Annotated in this window: 18 protein-coding genes; 5 read left to right on the plus strand and 13 right to left on the minus strand. The window is 58.7% G+C overall.

The genetic code is table 11. The annotated features are described in order from the left end of the window. The first annotated feature begins 31 nt into the window (after positions 1–31). Positions 32–1,177 carry a glycoside hydrolase family 99-like domain-containing protein gene (locus HNQ40_RS00525; RefSeq protein WP_221435311.1) on the plus strand — a complete coding sequence of 382 codons (1,146 nt, stop codon included), beginning with the start codon at positions 32–34 and terminating at the stop codon, positions 1,175–1,177. After that, positions 1,165–2,376 (plus strand): glycoside hydrolase family 130 protein, encoded by a 1,212-nt coding sequence (locus HNQ40_RS00530; protein ID WP_184675308.1) that lies wholly within the window; start codon positions 1,165–1,167, stop codon positions 2,374–2,376. The genes HNQ40_RS00525 and HNQ40_RS00530 overlap by 13 nt, the downstream gene beginning before the upstream one ends. 42 nt (positions 2,377–2,418) lie before the next feature. On the opposite strand, the gene HNQ40_RS00535 is transcribed toward HNQ40_RS00530, so the two are convergent. From HNQ40_RS00535 to HNQ40_RS00560, 6 genes are all read right to left on the minus strand, one after another. After that, positions 2,419–4,290, minus strand: coding sequence for a solute:sodium symporter family transporter (locus HNQ40_RS00535; RefSeq protein WP_221435312.1), 1,872 nt, complete (start codon positions 4,288–4,290; stop codon positions 2,419–2,421). Between the two features lie 390 nt (positions 4,291–4,680). After that, a complete protein-coding gene (locus HNQ40_RS00540) occupies positions 4,681–6,729 on the minus strand; it encodes a hypothetical protein (RefSeq protein ID WP_184675310.1) in 2,049 nt (682 codons plus the stop codon). Positions 6,730–6,774: 45 nt separating this feature from the next. Beyond that, entirely contained in the window at positions 6,775–8,562 is a 1,788-nt protein-coding gene (locus tag HNQ40_RS00545; protein WP_184675312.1) for a sodium:solute symporter family transporter, read from the minus strand. Between the two features lie 56 nt (positions 8,563–8,618). Further along, positions 8,619–9,929: a family 16 glycosylhydrolase gene (locus tag HNQ40_RS00550; RefSeq protein WP_184675314.1), complete on the minus strand. Its 1,311-nt coding sequence runs from the start codon at positions 9,927–9,929 to the stop codon at positions 8,619–8,621. Positions 9,930–9,996: 67 nt separating this feature from the next. Further along, positions 9,997–10,545 (minus strand): hypothetical protein, encoded by a 549-nt coding sequence (locus tag HNQ40_RS00555; RefSeq protein ID WP_184675316.1) that lies wholly within the window; start codon positions 10,543–10,545, stop codon positions 9,997–9,999. 146 nt (positions 10,546–10,691) lie between these two features. Continuing rightward, positions 10,692–11,615, minus strand: coding sequence for a type II secretion system protein (locus tag HNQ40_RS00560; RefSeq protein ID WP_184675318.1), 924 nt, complete (start codon positions 11,613–11,615; stop codon positions 10,692–10,694). Positions 11,616–12,044: 429 nt separating this feature from the next. Here HNQ40_RS00560 and HNQ40_RS00565 point away from each other — a divergent pair, with 429 nt between their 5' ends. Beyond that, a complete protein-coding gene (locus tag HNQ40_RS00565; RefSeq protein WP_184675320.1) occupies positions 12,045–13,181 on the plus strand; it encodes an AraC family transcriptional regulator in 1,137 nt (378 codons plus the stop codon). A gap of 184 nt (positions 13,182–13,365) precedes the next feature. Here HNQ40_RS00565 and HNQ40_RS00570 read toward each other — a convergent pair whose 3' ends face one another. Further along, positions 13,366–14,097 (minus strand): PEP-CTERM sorting domain-containing protein, encoded by a 732-nt coding sequence (locus HNQ40_RS00570; RefSeq protein WP_184675322.1) that lies wholly within the window; start codon positions 14,095–14,097, stop codon positions 13,366–13,368. 431 nt (positions 14,098–14,528) lie between these two features. On the opposite strand from HNQ40_RS00570, the gene HNQ40_RS00575 reads away from it, so the two are divergent. Both HNQ40_RS00575 and HNQ40_RS00580 read left to right on the plus strand, forming a co-directional pair. Then, positions 14,529–15,542: a glycoside hydrolase family protein gene (locus HNQ40_RS00575; protein WP_184675324.1), complete on the plus strand. Its 1,014-nt coding sequence runs from the start codon at positions 14,529–14,531 to the stop codon at positions 15,540–15,542. Between the two features lie 178 nt (positions 15,543–15,720). Beyond that, positions 15,721–16,794 (plus strand): hypothetical protein, encoded by a 1,074-nt coding sequence (locus HNQ40_RS00580; RefSeq protein ID WP_184675326.1) that lies wholly within the window; start codon positions 15,721–15,723, stop codon positions 16,792–16,794. 1 nt (position 16,795) lies between these two features. Here HNQ40_RS00580 and HNQ40_RS00585 read toward each other — a convergent pair whose 3' ends face one another. The 6 genes from HNQ40_RS00585 to HNQ40_RS00610 are packed head-to-tail and all read right to left on the minus strand — an operon-like array spanning position 16,796 to position 21,869. Next, complete coding sequence (locus tag HNQ40_RS00585; RefSeq protein ID WP_184675328.1) at positions 16,796–17,887, minus strand: isocitrate/isopropylmalate dehydrogenase family protein; 1,092 nt, start codon at positions 17,885–17,887, stop codon at positions 16,796–16,798. Between the two features lie 34 nt (positions 17,888–17,921). Further along, a complete protein-coding gene (locus HNQ40_RS00590) occupies positions 17,922–18,221 on the minus strand; it encodes a putative quinol monooxygenase (RefSeq protein ID WP_221435313.1) in 300 nt (99 codons plus the stop codon). 25 nt (positions 18,222–18,246) lie between these two features. Beyond that, the gene (gene otnC / locus HNQ40_RS00595; protein WP_184675330.1) at positions 18,247–18,879 is read right to left on the minus strand and encodes a 3-oxo-tetronate 4-phosphate decarboxylase; all 633 of its coding nucleotides are present in this window, start codon (positions 18,877–18,879) and stop codon (positions 18,247–18,249) included. Further along, a complete protein-coding gene (gene otnK, locus HNQ40_RS00600) occupies positions 18,876–20,189 on the minus strand; it encodes a 3-oxo-tetronate kinase (RefSeq protein WP_184675332.1) in 1,314 nt (437 codons plus the stop codon). Before otnK ends, otnC begins: the two co-directional genes overlap by 4 nt. A 10-nt stretch (positions 20,190–20,199) precedes the next feature. Next, on the minus strand, positions 20,200–20,829 hold the full coding sequence (locus tag HNQ40_RS00605; protein WP_184675334.1) for a cyclase family protein: 630 nt from the start codon (positions 20,827–20,829) through the stop codon (positions 20,200–20,202). Beyond that, positions 20,829–21,869: a Gfo/Idh/MocA family protein gene (locus tag HNQ40_RS00610; RefSeq protein WP_184675336.1), complete on the minus strand. Its 1,041-nt coding sequence runs from the start codon at positions 21,867–21,869 to the stop codon at positions 20,829–20,831. Before HNQ40_RS00610 ends, HNQ40_RS00605 begins: the two co-directional genes overlap by 1 nt. Positions 21,870–21,889: the final 20 nt, after the last annotated feature.

Here is a 21,889-nt window from a genome sequence, read left to right on the forward strand (position 1 = left end):
TTACGAGCACCGCTTCAGCGATTTATCCGCCATGGACCGCCCCAAACCCACCATCTCATTCACCACCCGTGACTCGACCGAGCCGCTCGCCCTGCCCGCGGTTCTGGGGCATTTCTTGCCTTGGTACACACTCCAGGGCTCGAGCTTCCCGCTCGCAGCCGAAGACGCCGCAACCATTACACACCCGCCCACGATCGAAAACGATCGGCACTGGCGTGATCCCCGAGCTGTGTACCGACGCACGCATCACCATATGCCCGAGATCGGGCGATACGACTCGCGCGACCCCGAAACCCTCGGCTGGCAATTCGGCTGCATGGTGGATGCGGGCCTGACCGGCTTCATCATCAATTGGAATGGCCAGAACTCGGTCGAGAACACCATCACCCTGGCGGTGCTGGAAGCCCTGGAAGCCTGGAACCAAGCCAACCCCGACACCCCACTGGCCTACTGCCTTTCGATCGACTCCCAGGCACAGCTGCCCACCGAAGGGAAGACGCCGGCTCCATTGGCTGAAGACGTCGCATATATCAAGACGCACCTGTTGCGCTCGGCGTATCTGCACCGCGATGGCCGGCCGGTGTTTACCTGCTTTCCGTATGAAGACAACCTCCCCGATTGGCTCGAGGCATTCGACCAGCAGTTTGGCTCCGGAGGCTATGACTTCCTCTGGTCCAACGTGGCAAAAGGCCAAGGCGAAACCGGTTGCTTCCTCTGGGTCGAGCCCAGCGAATCATCAACCGATTACTCCAACGCCTATCCGTGGCTTGATCCCGAAGATTCCGGCGAAGGACGCGCTCGGGAACGCTACGCCCAATGGTCTGATCCCAAGCACCGCCACCTCTACGGGATGGCGGGAGTTTGGCCTGGCTTCGACGACAGCCTAGTGGCATGGGCCTGGAAGCCGAAGGAACAACACGACCGCGTCCGGCCCCGAATCATTGCGCGGCAAAACCAGAAGGGAAGCTGCTACCAGCAACTGTGGCAGTCTTACCTCGACGAACTTGATCGGGCCGAAAGCCTGCCGCTGCCGCTGGTACAGATCGTGACCTGGAACGATTGGGCCGAGGCCACCACGATCGAACCCGCCCGGGACTACGGCAGATCGCTGCTGGAGGAGACCCGGCAATACGTTGCCCTGGCCCGCGAACGATGGAAGAGTAAATGCCCACACTAGCCCCACTCATCACCGAACGCCGCCTGATTCTTCAAGCTCAGGCAGATTGCCCGTGGGCCAACCAGATGGTGCTCAACCCCGGCGTGATCCGCGACCCCGAATCCGGGCGGCTTCAAATGCTCTTTCGCGCTACCGGGAACGGGCAACCCCGCAATGCTCCGGCCGCTGCGGATTGGCCGTTCCCGATCTACCTGGGCTATGCCTACAGCGATAATTACGGGCACCAATGGAACGCCGACTTCTCGAAGCCTGCGCTGAGCCCCAACTTATCCCTGGCACAGGATGAGTTGTATATAGAGGACAGCCGGGGGCGCAGGTCCCTCAACTACGCCAATGGCTGCATCGAAGACCCCCGCCTGTACTGGTATGAAGGCAAGTGCCACCTCATTGTGGCGTGCCGTGTCTTTCCGCCCGGCGCGTACTGGGAGAAAGACGACCCCATGCAATGCGCTCCAGCATGGGCACAAGACACCGACCACGGCCTTGGTCGCGCGGTTCGCGAGAACGTGACGGTCAACCTGCTCTACGAAGTTGACCTGCAAGCCCTGGAGCGGGGCCAATATGACAACGCGTTTCGGTACATCACGCATCTAACCAACCCCGAATTCGGCGAGAACCGCGACGTTCTGCTCTTTCCGCGGAAGCTCCTGATCAACGGCCAGCCAAAAATTGTGGCCCTGCATCGTCCCTGGGAAAGCCATCATTACCCCGGACATCAGCAGGTAACCGCCCCATCGATTTGGTACGCGATGGCCGACTCAATCGATCAGCTCAAAACCCCGGATGCGAAGCATCGGCTACTCGCTTCGCCCACGTTCGCTTGGGAGAGTAATCGTATCGGCGCCAGCGCTCCTCCCCTTGAGGTGGAACCGGGACTCTGGCTCGTGAGTTACCACGGAAAGCAAGACCGCGATATTGGGTACACCCAATCGTTCATGCTGCTTCAAGAAACCGGCAACTCGTTGCCAACGGTTGCGCACCGTTGTTCAGACAGGCTGATGATTCCATCGGAGGCGTGGGAGCAGCCCGGCCGGTTCAAGACCCCATGCATTTTCACCACTGCGCTTGTCCCCCTCGAAGACGATCAACTCATGATTGTCTACGGCGCAGCGGACGAGAAAATCGGTGCCGCCACCACCAAGCTGTCGTCCTTGGTGGAACACGTCCGACGATATGATCCGAGCGGAAAGTGCGTGTGACGAGCAAAACGCGAATGAAACGGCAGGCGCCTCACACCACGCCTAGAGGACCGAGAAGTCCGCGAAGATGGCATAGATGGTCAGCACCAACACCAGCAAGACCGCAGCCATGAGTTTGGCCCCCTTCCAAGGCGTTAGATCGACGTCGCCGGTGGCTTCGTGAACCCACAGCTCTTTTCGGGGGGACAGGTCACCGATGACGAGCATGATCAGAACCAAGTAAGCGAACACGATGCCCAGGAAGTGGAACTCGTGGATGTAGTCGGGGGCGAAGTAGGTCGAAACCGTCGTGGTCTCGATGAACTCGGTATAGACAACAGGGGCCGGGCCTTCGCCGGATTCGCCTTGCCAACCCGTTTTCACTTGGGTGGGCTGGACGGTCACCTCTTGCACATACGTGATGGAACGGCCCTGGGCTTCGGCGTTGGCAAGTTCGGTTTGCTGGTGAGCCGCGGGCACAAAATAGGTCGTGCTCGCCTCACGCGAACCCAGGGGGATGAAGTATCCCGCCAAGAGCGTAACGAGGCCGACAACCACCGCGATGTTGGCGGCCTTGGCGGGCACGTGTCGAGTCAGCATGCCCACGAGAACCACCGAGAAGATCGGCACGGCATAGATGCCGTTCATCTTTTGCAGGTAGCCGAAGATGCTGCCCACATCCGCGAGCATCGGGGCGATGATCATGGCAAGCACGGCAATCATCCAGCCAACCCACTTGCCCGAGCGAACGGTCTGTTCTTCGGAGGCCTGTTGATTGATGAAGTTTTTGTAGATGCCAAGTGAAAACAGGGTGCAGGTGGAGTTCAACGCCGAGTTGAACGAACTCAGGATCGCACCCACCAGGACCGCCGCGAAGAAACCCGCGAGGTAAGGCGGCATCACCGCACGTACCAGCGATCCATAGCCTTGATCGCTCTTGAAGCCGACATCGTTGGAAAAGAGAATAAACGCCATGATCCCGGGCAGGACCAGGTAGAGCGGGCCAAGTAGCTTGAGCAAGGCGCAAAGCAGCAGGCCCTTCTGGCCCTCCCGGAGGTTTTTGGCACCAAACGTCCGCTGAATGATCTGCTGATTGGTGCACCAATAGAAGAGGTTGAGTAGCGCAATCCCCGTGAAGATGGTCCCCATCGGCACGCCGGTCTCCTGGCTGCCGATGGAGTTGAATGTCTTGTGTTCGACCCCCCGGTCCTGCATCACCGAAAAGCCGTTCAGGATGCCGGTCCCGTCTCCGAATGTACGGCTGATGGCGTCGAGCCCGAAGAACGTGATCATCAAGCCGCCGATGAGCAGTCCCACGCCGTTGAGCGTGTCGGAGACGGCAACCGTACGTAAACCGCCGAACAGCGCGTAACAGGAGCCGATCAGGCCGACGACCCACACGGTCGACCACAGCACGAACGTATCCGCGTTAAACGTGGCCCCCAGGATCGACACCTCGTCTTGATCGGGCGCCAAGCCGATGAGCTGTTTGACGCTGATGATGTCCACCAATCCGAGGGCACCGCTGTAGAGGATGATGGGCAGCAGCAGGAACGCATAGGCGGAAAGAAAGATCGCATCGGTCATGGTCCGGGTGGTCGCGTCGAAACGATTCTCCAGAAACTGGGGGACCGTGGCGATGCCGCTGCGCAGGTACTTGGGCAGGAAAAACAGCGCCATGCAGATCAAGGCGATGACCGCCACCACCTCCCAAACCATCACCGCGAGGCCGTCTTTGAAAGCCGCCCCGTTCAGCCCAACCATCTGCTCGGTCGACAGGTTGGTGAGTAGCAACGAGCCCGCGATGACGATTCCGCCCAGAGAACGACCACCGAGGAAATAGCCCGACGACGAATCGTGGTCGTCTTTGCGTGTTAAGAAAAAAGTCAGGACCGCCACCATCGCGGTGACCAGGAGAAAGGAAATTAGGACCATGAAACCTCTCCAATGAGATCGTTAGCCTGGACTTGCCGAGTCGCCTCAAGCGATCGCGACCGTAGCTGAGAGATGTATAGACAAGACGGATCGACACCCGCAAGACTGAAACATGTAGGCGGTGATGACATGACGGACACCACTACGCCATAACAATAATCCATCAGCAACGGATTCATCAAGGGTTTCGAGCGCGGAGACTAGAAACCCGGTGCGATTGCTCTAATCAAGCCCCGGCTTCACCTCACACCAAAGCGCACTCGTCGGCTGGATCAGCCGCGACTTGCCCGATGAGACGCCGGGGATCAATGGTGATTCGCAAGGAGATTTCACGGGGAAACCATCCGGGACAAACAAGTCATACCAAGCGTAGGCTAATTACTCGAATCGTTATTCAGCCACCATCACCTGACTTGAATCTGCAAGATCGATTCGAACAACCGCAACCTTCGCCATCGCGTTTACCTCAGGGGAATCGAGGTGCAAGCGGACCGAATTTCGACCTTCCTGTAGGGCACCCGCGGGAATCGCCAAGCGGATGGGAGCGATCACGTCTCGGCTGCCTTCGGAAAGGTCCAGAGTGATCGATGATTGGTAGTCATTGATCCAGGCCTCGAGCTGAGTGCCGGGTTTGAAGCTCGTGGGCGACGAGATGCTGGCGACGAGATGCGCTTGACTATCGGCACCAACCTCGGGCAGATCGATTTCAAAACGCGCTGCGCGATCCGCTTGGTTGCCGAGGGGTTGCAGTGTCGCGTTTGCGTAAAACCGGTAAACCGCTTGTGACCGTGACGCCTGGCTGGTGGCGAGCCCGACTTGCACAATCACGGTTTCGGCTGGGCCGAGCTGGATGTTCGAAAGGCTGACGGACTCGCGGGCCTCCTGATCGATCTGCCAATGGCCTTCACCGACTTGGGTGAAATGGCCGGGCGCTTCGCCGACCCACTTCATCCTGGCGATACGTGCCTCACCGACGGTTTCCGTGGCTCCGAGATCGAGGTTCAGCGTGGTCTGTTTTGCAGGAGCGTTGTGCAGCAGTACCCAGAGCTGATCCTTATCACGCGCCGCGATCTGGAACAGCCCCAGCGATTCGGCGGGGGTGATGCCTTCCCACCGGCTAACCACACGCTCGCCCTTGAGGTTCTTAAAGAACCCGTAGAAGTCGATGAACCGGGTGGGTTCGGTCGAAAGGTCGTCGGGCGCATTCGGCCGGGTGTAGAGGGCTTGCCCCCGTTGCATCCCGTAGCCCCGATCACTCTCCGGCAAAATGAAGGGGACCGTCAGATCGACCTCGGGGCGATCCATGAACGTCATCCAGAGCCGTGTGATCGTATTGCCGTAGAGGTGGTGGAGGTATTCGCTCGCCCAAGGGCCCAACTGAGGTGTAATACCCTGACGGCCGAACTCGGTGATCAGAACCGGGAGCGAAGGTTCGCCCCAAGTCGCCTGGTGGTGTGCATAGACCAGATCGAGGTAGGCTTCCGCCTTGCCGAAGTCCCACACGTAGATGTTGCCCTGCTTGAACTGGTCATGCATGTTCGGCGAATCCAGCTTATTCGCAGGGGGTTCCGCGCCCGGATCCATGCTGCCGTGGGCCCAGTATTCCTTGGTGTAGATGTGGAAGTCGTACGCATCCGAGACGTCGCCCACTTGCTCGATGTACTTCTTCTCCCAACCCGAGTTATCCGCGGCCCACCGACGCCAATCGCCCAGCGGGTGCCCCCACGCCGTACAGGGGCCCGCGATTTTCACCTCGGGGAATTGGCTCTTGACCTCGATGGCCAACATCCGTGAAAAGTCCAGGAAGTCCTGAACGGGAACCGGCGTGTTGTCCCAGTTGGCATCGGGCTCATTGAGCGCCGAGAAATAGGTCGGCAGCGGACCGCCATGCTTACGGATCCCAGCCAACCATTGGTTGATCAGGTCGATCGCAGATTCAAAATCTTCGGGCTGCACCCCTTTACGGTTGCCCCGGATCATCGTGTCGTCGGCCTGAGCTTCGCTGGTGCGTTTGGTCGAACGCTCCGATTCGGGGTAATTGCCCCCGGCAATCGCGTGTTCGATCTCTCCGTAACGCGCTTCAGCGCGTTTGTATAGCTTCGCAAAGTTCTTCGATTGCCGATCAAGCATCTCGGAATAGCCGGCCCGGTACTTGTCACCGCCCGGCCCTTTGAGATAAGGGCCGGTACCCCGTGCGGGCGAAACCCCCAACGCCTTCAGCTCGGCGACCAACTCATCATTGAACATCCCCGGGATGTGGTAGGTTCGGAAGTAGCGCTCGCGATCAACATCGGCAACGCTGTGCGGACCGGCTTTTTGTTCCAGCAGAATGTCTGGGTTCACGTGCAGGGTGATGTCTTGCGCCGAAGCCGAGCGCATCGGGGCCGCAAAGAGCAGCAAAGCCAAAACCATCACACTCAATCGCTCGAACTTCATCATCGGGACGCTTCTTTCACGTAAGTCAATCGAAAACATTGAATCGGATCAGTGCGTTGATCTTCGCGCAAGCCTGTAACAGATGCCCAGGATGAGCCCCGCCAACAACAGCATGATTAGGCCAAAGGTAATCAGCACCCCCCTGCCTTGGGTATCGCTGGTGAAGACCGCAAGGATCAGCATCAATAAGCTCAGGAACACAACGGTGTAGCCGCAGATCTCAGCGGGGAGAGTTGATCTTCCGCTCTGACCATTATCTTCGGGCTGCTTTGCATACGCCGCGGTAATCGCAGAAACCCGCGACCAACCAACGTAATCTCGGCTCGAGGTCAACTCGGCGATACACAACCCAACCAGCGTCACCGACGAGCCGACGACCAAGTCGGTCACCCGCGGGTTAATGGTCGCCAAGTCGTGAAGCCACGCGGTCCCGGGCACCCCCACCAGAAACTCCGGCCCGCTGAGCAGGCCGAACCGAGCCAACACCGCCGACAAACCGCCCACGATCGTGACGATCCAGACCGCAGACAGGCTCAGCTTTTTCGAGAACAAACCCCAGATCGTGGGCAAGACCAACGGCCCGGTCAGCATCGCGGTGACCGCGAGGATGAAACCGACGTAGGTTCCCAATCGCGGGATGAGGATCGCACCGGACAGGACGATGACACCCAGGACTACGGTCATGACCCTGCCCACACGTACCAACTCTTTCTGGTTGGCGTGGGGCCGGACGAGTTTCTGGTAGAACTCGGCCGTCAAGGCCCCCGCGTAGACGTTGAGTTGCGTCGTGGCCATGCTTGCTGTGGCGGACGCCATCGCGGCGACCAGCAAACCGACCATCCCCGCCGGCAGCACGAACTCACACGCCCGGATGTAGGCCTGCTCACTCAGCTGGTTGATCTCCGCGGCGGACAGGCCCTCGGGGATCGGCTCGATCACCCGGTAGATCATCGGGGGCAACATCCAGAAGATCGGGCTGATCAGGTACATGACCCCGAAGATGTACGCGGACTTCCGCGCGTCTTTGGGTGTCCGCACGCAGGTGTAGCGTTGAACAAAAGCCCATTCGCCACCGACTTTGAAGTAATGGACCGCCACCCACCCCAATAGGAACCACCAGGTGAAATCTGCAGCAACAGGTTTAAGAAACCCCTCCGGGGCTTGCGAAGCAAACGCGTTGAACCCTCCCACCTGATCAAGGATCAGCGGGACAACAAACATAACCGACACCGTAAGCACAATGAACTGCAGCACATCCGTCATGAGCACAGCCCACAGCCCGCCGGCAAAAGTGATCACGACCACCAGGATGCACAACGCGATCGACAAGTACGTGACCGACAGGTGCCCGGTATCGGCGTCGGCTAGAAAAGCCAGCGAAGACTCGGGAGAGATCGGCACGAGCGCCGCAACAATCACGCTCAGCCCGTAGACCGCCAGCCCCATCGAAAACATCCCGAAAGTGCCGTTCAGCCAGATGTAAAACTGCACGATCGAGGGACCAAACCGCCGGTCCAGGAATTCGGAAGCCGAGGAAACGCCCAGCCTCCGCCAGTAGCCCGCCAGCGTCCAACCGACCAGAAGCGCCGCGACGCCGTAGCACATGCTGATCGACACCGCGACCAACCCGTACCGATAGGCAACCCCGCCCCACACCACAAAAGTCCCGGCGGAAAACATCGTCATGAAGCCACTGAGCCCACTCATCCACCACGGCGACTGCCCCCCGGCGGAGAACATGTCGGACGTGTTCTTCACCCGAGTCGCGAAGTACACGGTGATGGCCAGAAGGCCGATCACATACAGGAGCAGGACAAGGTAATCGGGGAAAGACATAAACTAAACTTCGTCGACGGTGAATCAATCGGTCAGCATAAAAACGCGTCGGCAATTCATTCCGGCTCGTCGGTGTCATCTGATTTGGGCTGGTAATACCGAACCCAATCGACTTTCATGCTGGTGCCATCGATCGCATCCGTGACGGGGCCGTCCCATTTGATAATCGCCAGGCTCAACCAGATCGGGGATTCGCTGAACGCAAACTCGTTGCGCTCACGCCGGATCTCCTTGCGATCCAGATAGAAAACGATCTCGTCTTCGGTCCACTTCAAGCCGAAGGTGTGGTAATCGGTGCCGAAATTAGAGGAGGTGGTCACGTCCAGGCTGGTGATGTCGACCCAGTCCTTGCCGTCGTGGTACTGAATCTTGAAATCGGAAGCCATCCCAACCCATTTGTCGCTTTTCGTGTCGTTCCACCCGTTGATGAACTGGATACATCCAACAGTAATGTCCGAGGGCCACTCGAACTCGATCCATTTCTGTCCCTTAGGCTGCGTGATCCAGCTCGTGGCGACATCCCCATCAACCGCGAATTCGTCTTTCGTTTGACGGTTGTAGGAGCCGCTTGAGGTGATTATGAGTTTGGGGTCTTTGGCGTAGTCGACAAGGCCGGCAAGTCTGCGATCGGCCGCTTTCGACATCGGCGGGGGATACTTGCCGCGTTTCTCGCTGAACACACGGAATTCACGCACGTGGAAATGTGGGCCGTTGTTCGAAACCATCCTGATCTTCCGGGTGGTGACGGGGATCTCGAGCGGGAAGCTGTAGTCGTGGCGGGTGCCATAGGTATAACTCTTCGAATCCGAGGGGTGGGTCTGCTTCCCGTTCGGAAGCGTCCGGATGTCGCTCCAGTTGTGGATGTTGGTATTCACCTCGTTGGGATAATGCCCTTCATTGATGTCGATCTCAAAGCGCTTACCCTCCTTTGGGTCGGCCCCTCGCGTCATCAACCAAAAGGAATTATTCGTTCCGTTGGCCTCGGCGTAGCGGTAGCGACACTCGAAGTAGCCGTACTTAAACTTCTTCTTGGTCCAGATGCTTCCAGACGTCCAATCTTGCCCACCCCGGCGCTCCTTCCGGTTCACCAGCTCAAGGATCCCGTTGGAAACCACCGCATTTTCCCGCCAACGGCTGCAAAGAATGTGCCCGCTGGGCCCATTTTGAGATTCCCAGTACTTATCCAATTCACGGTCTGCGTAGTCGAACTCATCCGACCAGGCTAACTCCCACTCGGACAGATCGATATCAATGTCCGCATGTGTTTTGTCATGCTCTTGCATTCTCGGCGTGGCTCCGGCCCATGGTTGGTGGACCACAATAGATAAGCACAACAGGGCTACAAAATAAACAATGTTCAGTTTCATAGAAATGTTCAATTAATGAATGGATGACTAAGCAGCTCGTTTCGTAGGCCAAAACTACAACCTACAATCAAGGAACCGCCAGAACCGGGTACTCACCAGAATCACACTTTGAGAGTGCAGGCTGACGGATGCGAATCGCAGCGGGTGATTGCTCAGGTATCCAACTTTGCCCGGTGAGATCGCTGAGTAACAGTGCTTGAGTGAGGTCAATCCCTCCCTCAACAGATTCGTTAGCTAGGGCGTCCAACACGCCATCGGAATAACGCGTCACGGAGGTCAACCTTGCCCCGACTTCGGCGAGATCCTCGGCTGTCATGCCCGTATTGATCTCAGATGGATCACCACAGGTGTAGATTTGAGCATAAACCCCAGCCCCCCCAGGGCTGAGGTCGGGGTAATCAAAAGTTCCCGATCCGGTGTCAAACGGAGGGAGCTGCTCCGCTCTCGCTTTGACAATTTTGCCGGTATTGAGGTCATACCCCCACTGGGTGACCAGCCCACCGGCATCCTGGCCGCTCGAGGCGTTGTAAACCAAGAACCCCGCAAGAACCAGCACTACGACAGCGCCGATGGCACCGTACAACGGTTTGTCTTGCAAAACACTACGAATAGACATGGTGAATTCATCCAGAGAGAGTGATTTCGGCCGCCCGCATTACTAGCCTGATTCGGCGTGCAAGATCGGTTCAGGCGATCAGGTAAGAAGAAATTGACCGAGAACTCGTAAAGCAGCGCCTCAGACGGAAGTTCGACCTCGTGTACTTATTGAAACGCGTCCCACATTGAGCCTCTGAAATCAAATCCGGCACGATTGTTGGCGTCTTCAACCGTGGCAATGTTGCTCAACGATTCAACGTGGCCATCCGTAAAGAGGTAGTTCGGGCTATATTCACTGGCGTTATCCGCAAAACCGTTAGACCCCTTGGCGTGGTGAAAAATCCGGATCCGAACAAAACTGCTGGCCAGCGGATCGTGGAAGCTGGGGGCGATGGGCGAGTCGGAGAGAGCCCCGACTACGTTTCTTGCGAACGCCCCCCCGCTAGCAATGTCCAGCGTCACCGCTTCCGCAAGCATGATGGTGCGGGACCCTTGGGTGACATCGCTATAACGCAACGAACGGAAATTGCCCGAAACACCCCGGACGGAGTTGGTGGGGGATATTTCTGCGGTATCTTCGGTCAGTGCGCCACCTGAGCTCACCACATTGATGCGGTTGATTGAGTAGGTTCGGGCCGGATAGAAGGCACCTTGCGCGATCGCCGCTCCGGATGGCTGACGACGCTCAACGGTATCCAGTGGACACGCCCAAAGCGGAGCTTCACCGGTCACCCCGTCAAAACCAACCGCCTGAAAGCCGGTGTTGCGGACAAAACTTGCGGGGCTACGGCCGTCGTAGCCGTCCATACCGAGCAGGTCGTCGTAGCTGAGTTGGCCTGCCGTGGCCACACGATTCGACACTAGTGGGGTGATGTAATCGTCGTAGTCCACTGAATATGTTGCTTGGGCCCGCCCGATTTGCTGAAGCTGTGTACCACAAGCAAGCGAGCGTGAAGCAAAACGAGCACCACTTAATGCGGGAAGTAGAATACCAATAAGCAGTGCGATAATACTTATAACCACAAGCAATTCAATTAATGTAAAACCTTTGCGGCAGGTGGCATGGTCAGTTGTTAGCTTTTCTTGCATGAGATAGATCCCAATGTGATGGGTTAGCGAAATGGCATGGACCATCGATACCTGAAGATGGGCAACGATCCGCTACAAGCCGGCACATGCCGGGCAATGATCCATATAAATAAAATACGTCCGTTTTTTACGTTGAATAGGCACTGTTTCAACAATAATATGGACAAATGCGACACCGATGACGCTTGAGTGAATCCACCCCAGGCTTACCAATTCCGTTCAAAACCACGGGGCATACCAAAACTGATTACAACCAATGCGATTAAATCTGGATGAACCTACCCAAATGACCAAGATCATCTTTGGGCTTCATGGCTTGATTGGCTGAGATTAATTTCGCAAATTACATCACGAACTATATTGACGAATCGTTTCTATATTTTTACATATATTGTCAAATCACTACAAACAATTTATTAAGATAGTGACATGGATACCATCAATCCACGCGTCGGCGTATTACTTGAGACGGATACAGCTTGGGCTCGACATCTAATCGAAGGCATCATTCTGTACTCAAGATCTCATTCGCCTTGGGATCTGTACCTTGACCCTTTACCGATCGATAGCAGTTGGCACATCCCAGGCGATTGGAAAGGCGATGGGATTATCGCGCGTGTTTCCTCGCCCTACGTATTAAATAATTTACGTAGCCTGGGCCTGCCGGTCGTGAATGTATCGGGTAACCAAGTCGAGGGGTGCGACTACCCCCGTGTGATGACTTCACCCAGTTCGCAAGCCGAGCTCGCGTACGATGCGTTCCGGTCTCGAGGTTTCGAACAGTTTGCGTATGTCGGCCCGGTCAACCACGCCCATGTCCAACAGCACTGCGACGCCTACAAACAATGCCTTGAACAGCACGGCTATGAACTTATGGTGCATCAGCCGCAATCGTCTGATGCGCTAAAACAATGGCTGCGCTCTGCCCCTAAACCTATGGCGGTGTTTTGCTGGGGATCCCATTGGGGCGGCCGGATCATCAACGCATGTGCCGCAGATAAAATAAGTGTTCCTCACGATGTCGCGGTCCTCGGTTCGAACTACGACGAGATCTACAACGAAGCTTCTTTCCCACCACAGGCCGGCATCGAAATGAACCCACGGCACATCGGTGAGCTTGCGGCATCGGTGCTGGACCGCCTGATGAAGGGGCAAGAGGTTGAAAAGTTGGAGTGGTTCCTCGAACCGGTTAAAGTCGTTGAGAAGCCCTCGATTGACACCTTTGCGGTTGCCGACGAGCGGGTTCGCCAAGCCATCGATTTTCTGAATCAGAATGCGCTTAATCCGATTTCGGTTGATGATGTGGTTGAGGTGGTCCCTATCCCCCGGCGCACCCTTGAACGGCGTTTCCGCAAATGCACCGGCCACTCCATCCGCGACTACACACGACAACTCCGGGTCAACCACGCCAGGGAGCTGCTGGCCAATACCGATCAGACCATGGTCGCGATCTCAGATGAATGTGGTTTTTCATCCTACAACTACTTCAACCGGGTATTCAAACAGATGGTCGGGGTGTCGCCCAGTCGATATCGCCGAGACTGGAAAGAATCGGCCAACCGATAACGGTCATCCATTATTTATATACTCGAACTATCGAATAATCATGTCGACATCACGGCATGCGTCGTTTTCTACTTATAGCCAGATCACCCTCAAGTTAATACTACTCTTATCATAAAAAAAACCCGGCCTTTCGGCCGGGCTATTGAATCGGGTTAGTTCCCGACCGAGGAGGTATTTCGATTTTCTACTTGCGGCGCTTGCCGAGCAGAGCGAGGCTACCCAGGCCAAGCAGTGCGAGGCTCGCGGGCTCAGGAATCACCGCTAAACCTACAAGATTTGGATCAAAAGAATTGACGTTACCGTTGGGCCCGAGGTCTTCGCCTGGGACTATGAAGCCCGCGATGAGAGAAGCATCCGCGACACCGAAACTGGCAACATCAATAGTTACCCCCCCTAGCGGGCGACCGGACAGAGTAGATGCGCCAACACGTTCGGCGGTATAAGTCGTAAACTCATCACCAAAGACAGTGGTACCCGAAGCATCAGAAGTTCCCAGAGCATTTCCGCCCGCATCAATCGCGGTAATCAAACCAGGCCCTTGATAAAAGACTGTCGTGCCTGCGTTAAAAATAACAAACAGCACGTCCGAAACTCCAACATTCCCAGCTCCGAAATCAAACGTCGCGCCAGACCCAGCACCAATTGTGCCGGTACCCGGTGATTGATCTGATATGGCCGCGCTCGCTGTTGCAGGGGGCGTGGTTCCGGTTGGATAAAGGATTTGGCTACTGCCAGTGGTGCCGGTAGAGAACAACAGGTCGCTAAAGGAATCCGTCGCAGTGGTGAATGAAACTAAGTTACCGTCAAGAGTGCCGTTGTCGGTTGTAACACCAGTGATGATGTCCGCGTTGGCATTTACGGTCATCAATCCGCTCAAAGCAAGACCGGTGAGAGTAAAGAGCGATTTTTTAATCATTATCCTATGCCTCCAGTAAGAAGTATGAATCCAATACATTTCGATCCAAGAGATGAAATTGATGGGACGCAACGGGCGGTACCCATCTGACACTCAAAATGTATCCCGCCATTCATTTTTGAATACTGGATTTCAGAATAAAGACATGAACTTTTACGACACGCCTATCGCGCCCGACATGTCGCAATCGTTCATGTTTATGGCGCAATAACCGGTTTCGATCCCGCCCGGGCTTGTGCTATGGTTGTTCCTGCAATGAACGCGTTGACGTTTTTGCGGGAGAAATCGATAGCCGTGGTATGTGTTGCCCGGAATGAAATTATCCGTTTGCTTTGATGCCGCGCCCGCCGATTGCCGACAGCCTCTCATTGGCAGGAATATGACGCTTGTCATTGCAGTCATCAAACTCAAGTATTTAATGGTTATTTGTTATGCGTGATTCAATGTTCGTGTCTCAAGCTCATAGTTCCATCGGCACCGGCGACTTCCTGAAACCCGTGCCCAATCGCGCTCGGTTTCAAAATGAAGACTACTACATCTGGGGAGCGTCGGTCGTCCGCCACGAAAACACGTTCTACATGCTCTATGCCCGGTGGCCCCGCAAGATGGGTCACGATGCCTGGGTCACGCATTCCGAGCTCGCTTACGCCACCGCGGATGACCAGCTGGGCCCGTATACCCATGGCGATGTTGTGATGCCTGAGCGCGGGAATCCCTATTGGGACGGGCTGTGCACGCATAACCCCACCGTCCACGCCTTCGAGGGCCGGTACTACCTCTATTACATGGGGACGCGGGGCACGAGTAAGCCGCGTGAATACTGGAACTTCCGCAATAACCAGAGCATCGGCGTCGCGGTCGCTGATCACCCGGCCGGGCCGTGGGAACGTTTCGATCAGCCGATCATCGACGGGCGATCCGAGGTGGAGAACACCGTTTGCTGCGCGAACCCAACGGTGACGCGTCGCCCCGACGGCAAGTACCTGATGATTTACAAGGCGGTCCGGAAAGACAATACGCCGCCGTTCTACGGCCCCGTGGTCCACTTTGCCGCGGTCGCCGAAACACCAACGGGCCCCTTTATCACCCGGTCCGGCACGGTGTTCGACGCCCAGGGTGTCGACTTCCCCGCGGAAGACCCGTTCATCTGGTACCAAGACCAGCGGTACCACGCCATCGTCAAGGACAACAACGGATCATTCACCCCACACGGGCTGGCCTTGGTCCGTTTCGTTTCCGACGACGGGTTTGACTGGTCGCTATCCGACGAGCCGTTCATTACGACTCCCCGTGTTGTGTGGGAAGACGGCCGTGTCCAAGAACTGCTACACCTCGAACGGCCCCAAATCTATTTCGAGGGCGACCGACCCGCGGTGCTGTTCTGTGCCGCAGATACCGAAGAAGGCCGTCACCACAGCTTTAACGTACACATTCCACTCGGGTAGCCGCAAACCCCCGAAGATTCAGTTTATTTGAACCGTTAACTCACGCTCTGTGATCGCTTCTGGGTTTCCTGCTGCGTCCCAACGGCCTATGCTGTCACTTTCCCAGGAGTGACCCGCCATGAACAACCGTTATTCACCAGCCTTTTCCAAGGCTATACCTCTATTCGCAACTGCAGCCATGCTGCCTTGGATCGCGACGACTCCCGCAGTTGCCGAGCCGCCTTCTTTAGACGTCGGTGCTGCGGTGCTGCGGATCACACACGCCGTGGATAACGTGCAGCGTTCGAATTACGGCAAGAACTCTTTCACCGTGATCAACACAGGAGGGAAGGCGATCACAGGGTTCACGCTCGACGTGACCGGCGCACTATATCCCGACTGCGTGTTCGATCCCGAGGGTTTGGCGGGAGACAGCGTCGCCAAGCCGCTCAACATCGACACGCCCGGGGGCACGGGGCTTGTGGCTCCCATCGACATGCAAGACTCGCCTTACGTCGGCGAGGGCGGAGCGAAGGGGTATCGGGGACTCCAGCTGGTATTCGATCCCGAAGTCGATGGCGGCTTCAGCCCCGATGAATCCGTGGGCTTCTCCATCGACATGGACCCCAACTCCATCGCTGGCACGAACAAGAAACCGCTCGACCAGGGCACGACCCCCAAGTGGGACGTCGGCGGGGTCTCGGGCGCCGAACTCATCGGCTCCACGTTTACTGTCACGTTCGCCGACGGCAGCCAGGCCCAGGGCCAGCTCCACGGCACCACCAAACAGGCGGGTTCGCATGGTTTGGCGTCGCAGGACCTGCCCGGCCACGACGTGACGCTCACCGTCAACGGCCTCGCGCCCGGTGAGGTGGGGACCTACTCCGACGAGGGAATCCAGGTCGTCGTCAACGGCCCAGCAGGCCTCACCGCCCGCGTTGTCTTGACCCACGGGTTGATCCAGCCCGTGACCCCCTACGCAGACTTCCTCACCGAGCAACTTGAAGTCCTCGCAGCCGCTGACTTCCCGGCGAACAACGCCGCCTGGTTCCAAACCCTTGACGTCATGCTCACCGGCGAAGACCAGGACATCACCGAAGCATTGACCAACGCGCCCCGCCCCACCTACGACTTCACCGTCCACCCCGACAAGCCGTTCAGCCTCGACGCCGACAAGCTGCCCGTCGGCGTGGTCGCCGCGGTGGTCGATCCCGCAAACGATGCTCTGCCTATGGGGCCGGTCACCGAACCGATCTACCTGAAGTATGAATGAGCTAACCCAGCCGTGCGGCGATCGCCTCGGCCACTTCAGTGGTGGAGGCCGTTCCGCCGAGGTCGCCGGTTAGCACTTGCCCTTCCTCCAAGACCTGCGCGACCGCGCTTTCGATCTTGACCGCGGCATCGAGGCAGAGCTTGTCGTCGTGCTTGTCACCGAGCCAGTCGAACATCATGCCGGCCGAGAGGATGGTGGCCATGGGGTTGGCGACGTTCTGGCCCGCGAGCTGCGGCGCGGTGCCGTGCGAAGGCTGGAAGAGGGCGTGGTCTTCGCCGATCTCGCCGGACGGGCCGAGGCCTAGGCCACCGACCAAACCTGCGCCGAGGTCCGAGAGGATGTCGCCGAACTGGTTCTCCATGACCAGCACGTCGAAGTCCCAGGGGTTCTGCACCATGTACAGGCTCATCGCGTCGACGTAGACCGCGTTGCTCTCGATGTCGGGGTAGTTCTTGGCAACGTCGAAGAACACCTCGCGGAAAAAGGCGAAGCTGCGGAAGACATTGGCCTTGTCGACACTGGTGACCATCTTCTTGCCGTCGCTCGGTCGGCCGTTGCGGCGCTGCGCTAAGCGGAAGGCGAAGTCGGTGACCTGCGAGGTGCCTTTGCGGGTGACCACGAGCGTGTCGGTCGCGACTTCATCACCGACGCGGCTGCCGCCGTTGAAGGAGGCGAAGAGGCCTTCGAGGTTTTCGCGGATGACGACGAAGTCGATCCCCGGGCCGGTGTCTTTCAGGGCGCAGGGCGAACCGGGGTAGAGCTTCACCGGACGGATGGCTGAGTGGACGCCGAGCGCCCGGCGGAGGCCGACCATCATGGTGGGCTGGACTTCGGTGCCGTCGGGTTGGCGCACATCCGGTAGGCCGATCGCCGATAGCAGCACCGCGTCGGCGTCGAGGCAATCATCCAGCACGGCTTGGGGCAGCGTTTCGCCGGTCTTGCGGTAGAGCTCGGCCCCGGCTTCGTGCGAGGTGTAGGACAGATCAAGCGCCGTGAACACCTCGCCCAAACGGTCGAGGACGATACGAGTGGCGGCCATGCATTCCGGGCCGATGCCGTCGCCGGGGAGCAGTGCGATGCGATAGGAACTCATTGAAAACCTTGTGAGTTGATGGGAAAACGTGGGTTCAGGACGCGGGGGTTTCCAGCCAGACGTGCACCGTCTTGCCGGTCACCCAGTCGGCAACAGTCTCGGAAAACGTCTTGAAGTGGTCACTCGCCAAGTGCACATCAAACGCGGCACGGTCGGTGTACTTCTCGTAGAGGAAGCATTTGCCGGGGTCCTCGGCATCGAAACACACATCGAACTGGTGACAGCCGGGCTCGAGCTTCAGCGAGTTCTCCGCCTGTTTGAGCATCTCGGGGCGGAACGAGTCGACGTGCTCGGGGGCGACTTCAAACAAGACCGTGACGACATACATGGACATGGGCGGAGTGTATCCGGGAACGGGGTTAGCTGGGGAAACGCTCGTGAAGGTCGGCGACCTGGGCGTCGGTGAGGTAACGCGTCTGCTCGCCTCGCAGCAGCAAGAAAAGCTTGGCGGTTTCTTCGAGTTCTTCCACGGCGTAGACAGCGGCGTCGAGGCTCTTGCCTGCGACCACCGGGCCGTGGTTAGAAAGCAGCACTGCATGGGACAGCGTTGCGGCACGCTCAACCGCCTCGGCGAGACGTTCGTCGCCCGGCGCGAAATAAGGCACGAGGGGCAGCTTACCAACACGCATCACGTGATACGCAGTGATCGGCGGCAGTACGTTTTCGGGGTCGATGCCGTCTATCACCGACACGGCGACCGAATGGGTCGAGTGGAGGTGCACGATCGACTGTTCGTTCGGCCGGGCCTGGTACATCGAGTGGTGGAGAAAGGCTTCTTTGGATGGCTTGTCCCCGGCGAGGACGTTGCCGTTGTGGTCGAGCTTGGATATGCGGTCGGGGTCGAGTCGGCCGAGGCAGGAGTTGGTCGGCGTGACCAGCATGCCGTCGGGCAGCCGGACGCTGAGATTGCCCGAGCTCCCGGCGGTCAGGCCGCGGTCGAAGAGCGACTTGCCGTGCATCGCGATGCGTTCGCGGAGGTCGCGTTCACTCATGGCAACATCTCTAGGGCGGTGGTAAAGAAATGTTCGTCCCCGAAGTTGCCGGATTTGAACGCGATCGCCATCGCGGGCTCTTGCCCCAGCGTCAGGGTCCACGGAACGCCGGGGCAGATCTCCGGGCCGATGCGCAGCGCTTTGACATCGAGTGCTTTCGCCACCGCGCCCGATGTTTCTCCACCCGCGACGACAAGCCGCCGCACGCCCAGTAACTCGGTCATCTCGCATACCGCTCGGCCGAGGAACGCTTCGATGGTGGCGGCCACCGCGGCACCACCATGCTCGGCCTGGAGTTGGGACACCTTGTCCGGGGAGGTGGTCGAAGCGACAAGGATCGGCTGCGTCTCGGGCTGTGTTTTCGCCCACTCGAGCAGACGTACCAGCTCGGTTTCAGCATCTGCCATCAGGGCGGGCACGTCCACCGACCACACCGCCATGGATTCGCTGGCCCGTTTCACCTGGGCCTGGGTGGCGGTCGAGCAACTGCCCGCGATCACCAGGCTCCGGCCCGACACGTTTGGCAACTCCGGCTCACTGGGTGTTGCGGCCAAACGGCCTTCGCTGCGATAGACCTCGGGCAAGAAGCGAGCGAGACCCGACCCGCCCGTGACCAACGGCATCGACGCCACAGACCCAGCCAAAGTTGCCAGGTGTTCGTCGCTGCAAGCGTCGGTAATCACATGAGCCACGCCGTTTGTGTCAAGCGTCTGTAGTGCCGCGGTAGCCGTCTCACTCCCTGCTGACACCGCCTCGTAACCCAGCAAACCCAGCGGCCGAGACGTCTGTGCCGATAGCACCCGCACCAGGTCGGCGTCGGTCATCGGGTTGAGCGGGTGGTTCTGCATGCCCGACTCGTGCAGCAGCTTGTCACCCACATACAGGTGTCCGCGGTAGACGGTACGGCCCGCGCGGGGGAACGCCGGGCAGAAGACGGTTTGGGAGACGCCGAGCGTGTCCATCAACGCCTCGGCAACGGGGCCGATATTTCCCTCGGGCGTGGAGTCGAAGGTGGAGCAGTACTTGAAGTAGAAACGCTCGACCCCAATGGCCTGCAACGCAGCGAGCGATTGCAGCGACTCGTCGATGGCGTCCTGCTTCGGGATCGACCGGGTTTTGAGCGCGACCACGATGGCGTCGGCGCTTTGCGTAAGGGCGAGCGTTGTCGGCGTCGGGATGCCGAGCACCTGCACCACGCGCATGCCGCCCTGCACGAGGTTGATCGCCAGGTCGGTCGCGCCGGTCACGTCGTCGGCGATGCAGCCGAGGAGGGGCGCTGCTTCGGAAGATGTAGGTTGGTCTTCAGCCATTCATCAAATCTCAGCGTTCGATCGCGATCGCACGGACCGGCGAGCCATCGCCGCCGTTGATCTTCAGGGGTAACGCGGTGAACTCCACGGCGGTCGATTCGAGTTGATCCAGATACGCCAGGCCCTCGACGATCAGCACGCCGCCGCGGAACAGCGTTTGGTGGACCTCGGTGAGCTCTTCCATGTTGTTCACGTCCGCGACCGATGGCGGCTCGACGCCGATCATGGCGACCTGGTGCTCGACCAGCCAGTGGGCTAGTTCGAGCGAGATACGGGGGAGTTCGTCGCGGTAGGCGTCGGTGCCGTAGCGTTTGTACCAGTCGGTTCGGAAGAGCAGGCGTGCGCCGGTCTCGATACTACCAGCGAGTCCACCCAAGTCTTCCACGGTGATGAGCTGCTTCGGCTCGGCGGGCGCAAGGTTGATCACCGTCGCGGGGCCCACGCAGACCGACAGGTCTTGCTGGTCGAGGGTTGCGCCGCCGGGCAGGAAGTGATGCGGGGCGTCCATGTGCGTGCCGCTGTGGGAGTAGAGTGACAGGGTGGTGGCGTTCCACCCCTCGACTTCGAGGCGACGGGCGACGGAGATGTCCACGCCGCGCATCGTGTCGTCCACCGGCAGGGTCAGGTCGATCACCCGCATCACACGCCCCCTTCCAGGAGGTTGCGCTCAGGCAGTCCCGACTCGGCCGAGCGATACACCGCTTCGACCACGGCGAGCGATTTGAGATACTCCGTGCCGCTGGTCTCGAACGGCTGACCATCACGGAGGCGATCGACAAAGTGCTGCTGCGTGGCGAACACACAGTCGCCCGCAAACCCCCGGTTCTCGCAGGGGTAGTCGAGGTCTTGCTCGGGCTGGCCGAGGGGCTGGAGCGTGAGGAGCCCGTTGCCGTAGAGCCGCAGCGAACCGCCTCGGCCTTCGACGAGCGCTTCGCCAAACGTGAACCGCGCGTCCGGCGAGGTCGGTTCGTTGTAGCGGTTGCCGTCCCAGATGCCCTTCGCGCCCGAGCCGAACTCGAACATCAGCGTCGCGGCGTCTTCCCCGGCGATGTCGGGATTGAGCTTGCGCAGCGAGGCGTAGATGCCGTCGATTTCGCCGCCGAGGTAGCGGTAGGTGTCGATGAAGTGCACGCCGGTCTCGAAGATCAGCAGGCGTGGCATCTCGCGGAAGTAGGGCTGCCGGGCGAGGTACGCGTCGTGCTGCCAGCCGTCGCCCATCCGGCAGCGAAACGACACACTGTGCAACTCGCCGATCGCCCCCGCATCGACCTGCTTGCTGATCTCGCGGTACCACGGCTGAAACCGAAAATTCTCGTGCACCATCAACCGTACGCCCGCCTGCTCGGCCACGGCGACGATCTCCTTCGCTTCGTCAAACGTCGGGGCGAGCGCCTTCTGACACATGATGTCGATGCCACGCTCGGCGGCGAGCTTCACCAAGGCCAGGTGCGAATCCGGCCGGGTGATGATGTCGACGAAGTCGGGCTTCTCCGCATCAAGCATCGTGTCGACATCTTCGTAGGTGGTCGCGATGCCGTACTCAGACGCCGCGGCTTGCGCCGCCTCGCCGTTGACGTCACAGACCGCCGCCAGGTCCACGCCCTCGATCCTCGACCAAGCGTCGAAATGGAATTGGCTGAAATAGCCCGCGCCGACCGCGACGCCTTTGAGACTGCTCATCCGTACTACCTCTACCCGTG

It is taken from the genome of Algisphaera agarilytica, assembly GCF_014207595.1.
GTDB lineage: Bacteria > Planctomycetota > Phycisphaerae > Phycisphaerales > Phycisphaeraceae > Algisphaera > Algisphaera agarilytica.

What these genes read in the sequence shown, in the direction of transcription:
- HNQ40_RS00525 (WP_221435311.1), top strand. Translation starts at nt 32, where the DNA reads ATGGACCGCCCCAAACCCACCATCTCATTCACCACCCGTGACTCGACC.
- HNQ40_RS00530 (WP_184675308.1), top strand. Translation starts at nt 1,165, where the DNA reads ATGCCCACACTAGCCCCACTCATCACCGAACGCCGCCTGATTCTTCAA.
- HNQ40_RS00535 (WP_221435312.1), bottom strand. Translation starts at nt 4,290, where the DNA reads ATGGTCCTAATTTCCTTTCTCCTGGTCACCGCGATGGTGGCGGTCCTG.
- HNQ40_RS00540 (WP_184675310.1), bottom strand. Translation starts at nt 6,729, where the DNA reads ATGATGAAGTTCGAGCGATTGAGTGTGATGGTTTTGGCTTTGCTGCTC.
- HNQ40_RS00545 (WP_184675312.1), bottom strand. Translation starts at nt 8,562, where the DNA reads ATGTCTTTCCCCGATTACCTTGTCCTGCTCCTGTATGTGATCGGCCTT.
- HNQ40_RS00550 (WP_184675314.1), bottom strand. Translation starts at nt 9,929, where the DNA reads ATGAAACTGAACATTGTTTATTTTGTAGCCCTGTTGTGCTTATCTATT.
- HNQ40_RS00555 (WP_184675316.1), bottom strand. Translation starts at nt 10,545, where the DNA reads ATGTCTATTCGTAGTGTTTTGCAAGACAAACCGTTGTACGGTGCCATC.
- HNQ40_RS00560 (WP_184675318.1), bottom strand. Translation starts at nt 11,615, where the DNA reads ATGCAAGAAAAGCTAACAACTGACCATGCCACCTGCCGCAAAGGTTTT.
- HNQ40_RS00565 (WP_184675320.1), top strand. Translation starts at nt 12,045, where the DNA reads ATGGATACCATCAATCCACGCGTCGGCGTATTACTTGAGACGGATACA.
- HNQ40_RS00570 (WP_184675322.1), bottom strand. Translation starts at nt 14,097, where the DNA reads ATGATTAAAAAATCGCTCTTTACTCTCACCGGTCTTGCTTTGAGCGGA.
- HNQ40_RS00575 (WP_184675324.1), top strand. Translation starts at nt 14,529, where the DNA reads ATGCGTGATTCAATGTTCGTGTCTCAAGCTCATAGTTCCATCGGCACC.
- HNQ40_RS00580 (WP_184675326.1), top strand. Translation starts at nt 15,721, where the DNA reads ATGCTGCCTTGGATCGCGACGACTCCCGCAGTTGCCGAGCCGCCTTCT.
- HNQ40_RS00585 (WP_184675328.1), bottom strand. Translation starts at nt 17,887, where the DNA reads ATGAGTTCCTATCGCATCGCACTGCTCCCCGGCGACGGCATCGGCCCG.
- HNQ40_RS00590 (WP_221435313.1), bottom strand. Translation starts at nt 18,221, where the DNA reads ATGTCCATGTATGTCGTCACGGTCTTGTTTGAAGTCGCCCCCGAGCAC.
- otnC (WP_184675330.1), bottom strand. Translation starts at nt 18,879, where the DNA reads ATGAGTGAACGCGACCTCCGCGAACGCATCGCGATGCACGGCAAGTCG.
- otnK (WP_184675332.1), bottom strand. Translation starts at nt 20,189, where the DNA reads ATGGCTGAAGACCAACCTACATCTTCCGAAGCAGCGCCCCTCCTCGGC.
- HNQ40_RS00605 (WP_184675334.1), bottom strand. Translation starts at nt 20,829, where the DNA reads ATGCGGGTGATCGACCTGACCCTGCCGGTGGACGACACGATGCGCGGC.
- HNQ40_RS00610 (WP_184675336.1), bottom strand. Translation starts at nt 21,869, where the DNA reads ATGAGCAGTCTCAAAGGCGTCGCGGTCGGCGCGGGCTATTTCAGCCAA.